General features: G+C 65.1%; 11 protein-coding genes and 1 pseudogene. 6 read left to right on the forward strand and 6 right to left on the reverse strand.

The annotated features are described in order from the left end of the window. Positions 1–687 (forward strand): MFS transporter (locus AC1D00_RS22410; RefSeq protein WP_477012153.1); only part of this gene is annotated, 687 nt, incomplete at its 5' end. Between the two features lie 65 nt (positions 688–752). Here AC1D00_RS22410 and AC1D00_RS22415 read toward each other — a convergent pair. The 3 genes and pseudogenes from AC1D00_RS22415 to AC1D00_RS22425 form a co-directional block, all read right to left on the reverse strand. After that, positions 753–1,226 (reverse strand): secondary thiamine-phosphate synthase enzyme YjbQ, encoded by a 474-nt coding sequence (locus AC1D00_RS22415; protein ID WP_025575187.1) that lies wholly within the window; start codon positions 1,224–1,226, stop codon positions 753–755. Positions 1,227–1,355: 129 nt separating this feature from the next. Beyond that, positions 1,356–1,763: pseudogene (locus AC1D00_RS22420) on the reverse strand (hypothetical protein); the annotation flags it as partial. Positions 1,764–1,840: 77 nt separating this feature from the next. Then, positions 1,841–2,242, reverse strand: a complete 402-nt coding sequence (locus AC1D00_RS22425; RefSeq protein ID WP_477012157.1) for a hypothetical protein — start codon at positions 2,240–2,242, stop codon at positions 1,841–1,843. Here AC1D00_RS22425 and AC1D00_RS22430 point away from each other — a divergent pair. The 5 genes from AC1D00_RS22430 (at position 2,123) to AC1D00_RS22450 (ending at position 4,760) form a co-directional block, all read left to right on the forward strand. Next, entirely contained in the window at positions 2,123–2,497 is a 375-nt protein-coding gene (locus AC1D00_RS22430) for an AtpZ/AtpI family protein (RefSeq protein WP_404551146.1), read from the forward strand. The two genes, AC1D00_RS22425 and AC1D00_RS22430, sit on opposite strands and share 120 nt — an antisense overlap. 112 nt (positions 2,498–2,609) lie before the next feature. Further along, positions 2,610–3,359: a F0F1 ATP synthase subunit A gene (locus AC1D00_RS22435; RefSeq protein WP_135176254.1), complete on the forward strand. Its 750-nt coding sequence runs from the start codon at positions 2,610–2,612 to the stop codon at positions 3,357–3,359. 53 nt (positions 3,360–3,412) lie between these two features. After that, complete coding sequence (locus AC1D00_RS22440) at positions 3,413–3,643, forward strand: F0F1 ATP synthase subunit C (RefSeq protein WP_007599451.1); 231 nt, start codon at positions 3,413–3,415, stop codon at positions 3,641–3,643. A 62-nt stretch (positions 3,644–3,705) separates the two neighbouring features. After that, positions 3,706–4,269, forward strand: a complete 564-nt coding sequence (locus AC1D00_RS22445; RefSeq protein ID WP_135176253.1) for a F0F1 ATP synthase subunit B family protein — start codon at positions 3,706–3,708, stop codon at positions 4,267–4,269. 5 nt (positions 4,270–4,274) lie between these two features. Beyond that, positions 4,275–4,760: a F0F1 ATP synthase subunit B family protein gene (locus AC1D00_RS22450; RefSeq protein WP_011084004.1), complete on the forward strand. Its 486-nt coding sequence runs from the start codon at positions 4,275–4,277 to the stop codon at positions 4,758–4,760. Positions 4,761–4,976: 216 nt separating this feature from the next. Here AC1D00_RS22450 and AC1D00_RS22455 read toward each other — a convergent pair whose 3' ends face one another. From AC1D00_RS22455 to AC1D00_RS22465, 3 genes are all read right to left on the reverse strand, one after another. Next, positions 4,977–5,636 (reverse strand): hypothetical protein, encoded by a 660-nt coding sequence (locus AC1D00_RS22455; protein WP_477012154.1) that lies wholly within the window; start codon positions 5,634–5,636, stop codon positions 4,977–4,979. Positions 5,637–5,770: 134 nt separating this feature from the next. Continuing rightward, positions 5,771–6,358 (reverse strand): GNAT family N-acetyltransferase, encoded by a 588-nt coding sequence (locus AC1D00_RS22460; RefSeq protein WP_477012155.1) that lies wholly within the window; start codon positions 6,356–6,358, stop codon positions 5,771–5,773. Positions 6,359–6,397: 39 nt separating this feature from the next. Further along, positions 6,398–7,292, reverse strand: an 895-nt coding sequence (locus AC1D00_RS22465) for a M16 family metallopeptidase (protein WP_477012156.1), incomplete at its 5' end; no start/stop codon positions are given.

Consider the following 7,292-nt stretch of genomic DNA (forward strand, 5'->3'; position numbering starts at 1 on the left):
ACCTTCTTCCCGATCTTCAAGATGATCACCTCCAACGCCAACCCGGCGCTGGAAAAGGCCATCGAACAGGCCAAGATCGAGGTGGTGGCCGATCCCGCAGGTTGCGGCGACTTGTTCAACCCGGTCGGTACCCGCGTCTTCACCGCGCCTTGCGACACCGCACGCGCCTTCCTCGCCCAGTCGTCAGTCAAGTACTCGACGACATCGGGTGCGGCCGGCTCCGGCGTGAAGGTGATGGTCAACGGCAAGGAAGTTGCCTACGCCAACGCCAAGGACAGCAATCCGGCGGTGCTCGCCGCCGTGCAGGCCGCCGGCTATCCGAAGACCGGCGACGCTGGCATCGTGAAGATGGCGCATCCGTTCGACATCTTCCGTCCGCAGGTGGCGGCGACCATCGGACTGCTGTTCATCCTCGTGATCTTCGTCACCATGGTGTACGGCCCGATCGCCGCGATGCTGGTCGAATTGTTCCCGACCCGCATCCGCTACACCTCGATGTCGCTGCCCTACCACATCGGCAACGGCTGGTTCGGCGGCCTGCTGCCGGCGACCGCGTTCGCGATCGTGGCCTCGACCGGCGATATCTATGCGGGTCTCTGGTATCCGGTCATCTTCGCATCGATTACCGTCGTGATCGGCTTCTTCTTCCTGCCCGAGACCAAGGACGTCGACATCAAGGCGACCTGATCGACAGCAGCGACCAGCCAACACCAACCGGCCGCGGTCTCCGCGGCCGGTTTTGTTTTCAGCCCTTACTGATTGCTGCCGATGAATTGCAGCACCACCTCGCGCCGGTGCGGGCGGGTGCGATGCTCGATCAGGTAGATCGCCTGCCAGGTGCCAAGCGCGAGCCTGCCGTTCAGGACCGGGACCTGAAGCGAGGTCTGCGTCAGCATCGTCTTGATATGTCCGGGCATGTCGTCGGGCCCCTCGGTGTCGTGGGTCCACCCGGCATTCTCCGGCGCGAGCCTGGATAGCGCGGTGGTGAGATCAACCAGCACGGAGGGATCGGCGTTTTCCTGGATCGTCAGCGACGCCGAGGTGTGACGGATGAACAGCGTCAGCGCGCCGTCGCGCGCGCGGGCCTCATTGATGAACTTCGCAGCTTCGCTGGTGAGATCGGTGAAGCCGCGACCCGGCGTCTGCACGGTAAGCAGCGACGATGCGATGCTGGTGGCTTGCACCGAGGATGGCGCCGAGCGCGTGATGGATTTGGCTGATGTCATCAAATATCTCGATTGATCGAACGCTGCCGTAGGGTGGGCAAAGGCGCGAAGCGACGTGCCCACGTCTCTTCTCAGCATCGTGGAGACATGGTGGGCACGGCGCAAGAACGCCTTTGCCCACCCTACGACGATCTCGATCTTGCGGTCGCCCTCGGCGACCTTCGGATCCGCTTTCTTGAGCGGGTCGGATTTCGGCAGCGCCTCGTCGATCTTGCCCGACACGGTCGGTCCCGCCGCGATCTGTCCCTTCAGCTTCTCGACTTCGGCCTGGAGCCTGCCGATCTCGGCGTCGAGCGCGGTCCGTTCGTCGGGCACCGCGTAGCAGGCCCAGCCGGCGCCGTTCTTGCTGCAGGTCGACACCGTACCGGTGCGGGTGTCGAGCCGCAGCACGCCCTCGGGGATCGGTGTCATGCTGTAGCGGCCGTTTTCGCTGTCGGGGGCAGATTGGGCGACAACGAGACCGCCGCTGGTTGCCATCACCGCGGCAAGCGCCGCTGCCGCAAACCACGATGTTGTGGAGGACGTCGCTGGTCTCATCGCACTCTCCGCCACGACGCGCAGGTGGCACATCTCCAATTCTACACCCCGGCGAGGCCATCCGCCGCCAAAAACACTCACCCTGAATCAACGATCCCGGCGGCCCGTTTGATCCCGGCAGCACGGCGAAATGCCGGCCGCATCCGCCGATCATGAGGAGAGCTGCTGCGGTGCGGCGTCACGCTGTGTGCAGCGCTGCCGCACAGGCCGATATCGTCAAAGAAATCAGATACATAACGGAAAGCGACGCAATCGTGACTTGGCTTGACTTGATTATGGGCCATCAGTATGGTCCGCGCGGCTTTTGAGGGTGGCGGGCGTAATTTCCATTCAGCCGCGGCGTTTCGGGTCTTCGTTGCATGACACAGGGCACGGGGCACGGCGAGAATGGAGATCGCGATAGATCGCCCGAGGAAGCTGCGCTTTCCGAACGGCTCGGAAATCTTGACCAGCGGTTGTCCGAGTTTCGCGACCGCCACGTCAAGACCGAGCAACCCGCAGGTGACGGTGGAGACAGAGCGGCCAGAGCCTCGGCTATGGCGCTTGGTTTTCGGTTATCTTCGGAGTTGGTTGCCGGCGTCGTTGTCGGGGCGGGGATTGGCTGGGGGTTCGACCGCTTGCTGTCGACGTCGCCTTTCGGATTTATCGTGTTCCTGCTGCTGGGCTTCGTCGCCGGCGTCGTGAACGTGGTGAGAACGGCGGGCGCGGGGCAAAACAGGCGCGGTGGTTCTTAAGCGATCCGCACCAGGAGAGGAATGATCGTGCCGGCTTCGCCGGTACGGGCCGGCCCGGCCGGCAGACCGAGACCCGCCGGCATTGCYCGGCAGACCAAGAGATGCCGCGCTGATGAAAATCGACCCGATCCACCAGTTCAACATCGAGCCTCTCTTCACGATCGGCCATATCGGCCATCAGACGATCGCCTTCACCAATTCATCGCTCTACATGCTGATCGCCGTGGCGATCATCTCGCTGCTGATGCTTGCCAGTGGCGCGCAGCTGGTTCCCGGGCGCCTTCAGTCGGTCGCCGAAATCTCCTACGAGTTCGTCGCCTCGACCATCCGTTCGACCGCCGGCGCGGAAGGCATGAAGTTCTTCCCGCTGATCTTCTCGCTGTTCATGTTCATCTGCGTCTCGAACCTGATCGGCATCATTCCCTATACCTTCACGATCTCGAGCCATCTGATCGTGACGGCAGCCCTGGCGCTGCTGGTCTTCTTCACGGTCCTGATCTACGGCGTTGCCAAGAACGGCCTGAAATTCTTCTCGATCTTCGTGCCCCACGGCGTCCCCGGTTACATCCTGCCGCTGGTGATGTTCATCGAGATCCTGTCGTTCTTCCTGCGGCCGGTCTCCCACAGCGTCCGTCTGTTCGCCAACATGCTGGCCGGCCACATCGCGCTGAAGGTGTTCGCGGGCTTCGTCGCCATGCTCGGCTTCTCGCTCGGCGCCCTGGGCTGGGTCGGCGGCGTGCTGCCGCTGGCGCTCACGGTCGCGCTGTACGCCCTCGAGATTCTGGTCGCGTTCCTGCAAGCCTATGTGTTTGCGATCCTGACCTGCATCTACCTCAACGACGCCATTCATCCGGGACACTAAGCGGTCCGGGGAATTTCCACCCACAACCCAATCTTTCTTCCAAGGAGTCTAAAATGGATCCGGCAGCAGCAAAACTTATCGGCGCGGGCATCGCATGCATCGGCATGGGCGGCGCGGGCGTCGGCGTCGGCGTGATCTTCGGCAACTACCTCGCCGCGGCCGTTCGCAATCCGTCGGCCGCTCAGGGCCAGTTCGGCAACCTGATCTTCGGCTTCGCCGTGACCGAAGCGCTCGGCATTTTCTCGCTGCTGATCGCGCTGCTGCTGCTGTTCGTTCCGCTCTGAGGACGACGTTCTTCGCGCCGCTTCGACCGAAGCGGCGCGCATGACAGCAACAGGAGAACTCCATGGCTGAGAGTCATGGCGGGGCGAAGGGTCCAGCGGCGGGCGCCCACACCGGGGCCGAAGGCGGTCACGGTGGTGGCTTTCCGCCGTTCGAGAGCAGCACTTATGCTTCGCAGCTGGTGTCGCTCGCGATCTTCTTCGTCGTGCTTTACGTGATCGTGTCCAAGCTCGCTCTGCCGAAGGTCGGCGGGGCGATCGAAGCGCGTCAGAACAAGATCGAGGGTGACCTCGCTGAGGCGCAGAAGCTGAGGGACCAGTCCGACGCGGCCCTGAAGGCCTATGAAAGCGAGCTCGCTTCGGCGCGTTCGCGGGCGCAGGCGATCGGCAACGAATCCCGCGACAAGGCGAATGCGCAGGCGGAAGCCGAGCGCAAGGCCCTGGAAGAGCAGCTGGCGGCCAAGCTCGCCGGGGCGGAGAAGACCATCGCCTCGACCCGCACGGCGGCCATGAGCAACGTCCGCGGCATCGCGGCCGATGCGGCAGGCCAGATCGTGCAGCAGCTCACCGGCGTCGTTCCCGATGCCGCGTCAGTGAATGCCGCGGTCGACGCGTCCCTGAAAGGTTAGTCGAGATGTTCTTCGATCCTGAAACCTGGGTCGCCATCGCCTTCGTGATCCTGATGGTCGTGTTCGGCTATCTCGGGGTGTTCAAGTCTGCGATGACCGCGCTCGACCATCGCGCCGCGCGCATCAAGGCCGAGCTCGACGACGCGACGCGCCTCAAGCAGGAGGCGGCCAAGGTGCTCGCCGACTACAAGGCGCGCAGCGCCACCGCCGAGCGCGAGGCCGCCGACATCATCGCCAACGCCAAGGTCGAAGCCGAGCGCATCGCGACCGAGGCCAAGGCGAAGATGGAAGACTTCGTCGCCCGCAGAACCAAGACCGCGGAGAGCAAGATCGCGCTCGCCGAGGCCCAGGCGGTGGCCGATGTCCGCGCCGCAGCCGCGGAAGCCGCCGTCCAGGCCGCCTCCACGATCCTGTCGCAGTCGGTCAAGGGCCAGGTCGCCGACGACCTGCTCGCGAAGAGCATCAGCGAGGTTCGGCAGAAGCTGAACTGAGGGGTTTGCTCTCATCAATCAAAAAGCCGGCGCGATGAGCGCCGGCTTTTTTGTTTGTCGGGCGCTGTGGCCGCAAATTGGATGTCATCACCGCGAAGGCGGGTGATCCAGTATTCCAGAGACAGCAATGAGGTACGGAGAAGCCGCGGCGCACTGCATCGGGCTCGCCGAAGGCGAGACCCGTTGGCGGGGCATGACAGCTGAATTGGCGGCCACCTACTTCTTCTTCGGCCTTGCCTTCGGCTCGGGCGAGAGCGCCTGCGGGTCGAAGCCGACATAGAAGATGTAGGAATCGGCGGTCGCGGCCGACGGCACCGGATAGGACAGATCCTCGGCGACGAAGGTGAAGGGCACGCTGCCGCCTTCCGACATCCCGACCGTGGTCCGGTAGGCCTTCGAGGCGATCACCTTCTCGCCGACGCCGCCCTGCACCACGGCGAAGCGCAAGGGCACATCGACCGAGGCAGGCGCACCGGCGGGACCGGCGATGACGCGGCCCTGGATGCCGATCCGGGCCGTGATGTCGCCGCCGTTGCGGACGCATTCACGCGCCATCTTGGTGATGGTGGCCTGGAAGCGGACCTCATTGCCGACGGCCGGCTTGCCGGTGGCACCGACCGCATAGGTAGAGGCTCCGGCGCGCACCGTGACCTGCGGGCAATCGAGATCGTCGTCGGCCGCAGGCTGGCCCGGCGCCGGCGCCGGCTTGGGCTGGGCCGGATCCTCGTCGGGCTTGCCGCCGAACAGGCTCTTGAAGCGGTCGCTGAACGACTGGGCCGCCACCGGCGAGACGGAGGCGAACGCAACCGACAACGCCAGCGCGACCGCTGTCCCCCGCCGCAACGCATTCCGCGATGACCGAAGCTCGTGCACCATCAACGCCCATACTCCATGACAACAACCCGGCCGATCGCCAGCCTTTCCCGCCGCGTTATATCGCCAAAATCGGCGAACCCAAGGCAGCAAAAAAGGCAGGACGCCAGAGACTTTGGCCGTACGAACCGACTGGCTCAGCCGCGGAAATCCTCGTGCAGCAGGCCGAACAGCAAATGGTCCTGCCAGACCCCGTTGATGCAGAGATAGCGGCGCGCCAACCCCTCCCGGGAGAAGCCGCACTTCTCCAGCACCCGGATCGAGGGTGCATTGGTGGGGATGCAGGCGGCCTCGACCCGGTGCAGGTTGAGCTCGCCGAACAGCGTCGGCAGCAGGACCCGCAGCGCAGCCGTCATGTAGCCGCGATGGGCATGGGGCTGGCCGACCCAATAGCCGATGGTGCCGGCCTGGACGATGCCGCGCCGGACATTGGCGAGCGTGATGCCGCCGACCATGGCACCGTCGAGCTCCCGGAAGATCAGAAAGGGGTAGGAGCGGTCCGCGGCGATATCCTCGGAATAGCGGCGCAGCCGGCRGCGAAAACCGGAGCGCGTCAGGTCGTCCGACGGCCAGATCGGCTCCCAGGGCGTGAGGTAGTCGCGGCTGGACTCGCGCAAGTGAGCCCACTGCAGGAAGTCCGACATCTGCGGTGCGCGCAGCAAAAGCCCGTTGCCGCGCGGCGCGAGGGCGGCGGGTCCACTGGATGGCAGGCGAAAGAGGGCCATGGTGATGCTTCCCGGGGCGGGTCAGCCCGTGCGCGGCTCCTAATGCAGCCGCGCCTTGGCGCGTGCCCGGGTCAATCCTTCCGCAAAAGACACCGCCGTGTCCAGACCCCTGCCGCTGCCTAATGCGACAACCGCAGGGCGGCTGCGCGAAAGCAGTGCACGCGCCGCATCGCGGGTCGATTCGACGCTGACGGCGTCGATCCGGGCCACCAGCTCCTGCACCGTCTGCGGCCGGCCATAGGCCAGCACGTGGCGGGCGAGCTGCTCGGCACGGGACGAGCAGCTCTCCAGCGCCATCAGGAGCCCCGCCTTCATCTGCGCCTTGGCCCGCGCAATCTCGGCCTCGGTCAGGGTCTCCACCGAATCATTCATGATGTCGACCACGACCTCCATCATCTCCGGCGCGTCGGCGGGATCGGTGCCGGTGTAGAGGCCGAAGAAGCCGGTATCGGTATAGGGCGCGTGGAAACTGTAGATCGAGTAGCAGAGGCCGCGCTTCTCGCGCACCTCCTGGAACAGCCGCGACGACATTCCGCCGCCGAGGATGTTGGTGAAGACCTGGAGCGAGAACAGCGACAGGTCGTTCTGCGGCACGCCTTCCAGCGCCAGCGTCAGATGCGCCTGCTCGAGCTCGCGATGCACGACCTTGGCGCCGCCCTTGCCGAACTGGGCGGCCTGCGGCTTCGGGCCCGGCGTGCCCTCAAAACTCGCAAAGCGCTTCTCGGCCTCGGCGACCACCTGCTTGTGATCGACCGCGCCGGCGGCGGCCACCACCATGTCGGGCCCGCGATAATGGGTCGACAGATAGCCGCGCAGCATGTCGCGGTTGAAGGCGCGCAGCGTCTTGGCGGTGCCGAGCAGCGAGCGGCCCATCGGCTGGTCGGGATAGCAGAGCTCGTTGAGATGCTCGAACACGACGTCGTCGGGCGTGTCC

It is taken from the genome of Bradyrhizobium sp. P2_E8 (genome assembly GCF_056403875.1).

Excerpts from the sequence above, each read along its gene's own strand:
- AC1D00_RS22415 (WP_025575187.1), bottom strand. The coding sequence starts at position 1,226 with ATGACATCAGCCAAATCCATCACGCGCTCGGCGCCATCCTCGGTGCAA.
- AC1D00_RS22430 (WP_404551146.1), top strand. The coding sequence starts at position 2,123 with ATGACACAGGGCACGGGGCACGGCGAGAATGGAGATCGCGATAGATCG.
- AC1D00_RS22445 (WP_135176253.1), top strand. The coding sequence starts at position 3,706 with ATGGCTGAGAGTCATGGCGGGGCGAAGGGTCCAGCGGCGGGCGCCCAC.
- AC1D00_RS22455 (WP_477012154.1), bottom strand. The coding sequence starts at position 5,636 with ATGGTGCACGAGCTTCGGTCATCGCGGAATGCGTTGCGGCGGGGGACA.
- AC1D00_RS22435 (WP_135176254.1), top strand. The coding sequence starts at position 2,610 with ATGAAAATCGACCCGATCCACCAGTTCAACATCGAGCCTCTCTTCACG.
- AC1D00_RS22440 (WP_007599451.1), top strand. The coding sequence starts at position 3,413 with ATGGATCCGGCAGCAGCAAAACTTATCGGCGCGGGCATCGCATGCATC.
- AC1D00_RS22450 (WP_011084004.1), top strand. The coding sequence starts at position 4,275 with ATGTTCTTCGATCCTGAAACCTGGGTCGCCATCGCCTTCGTGATCCTG.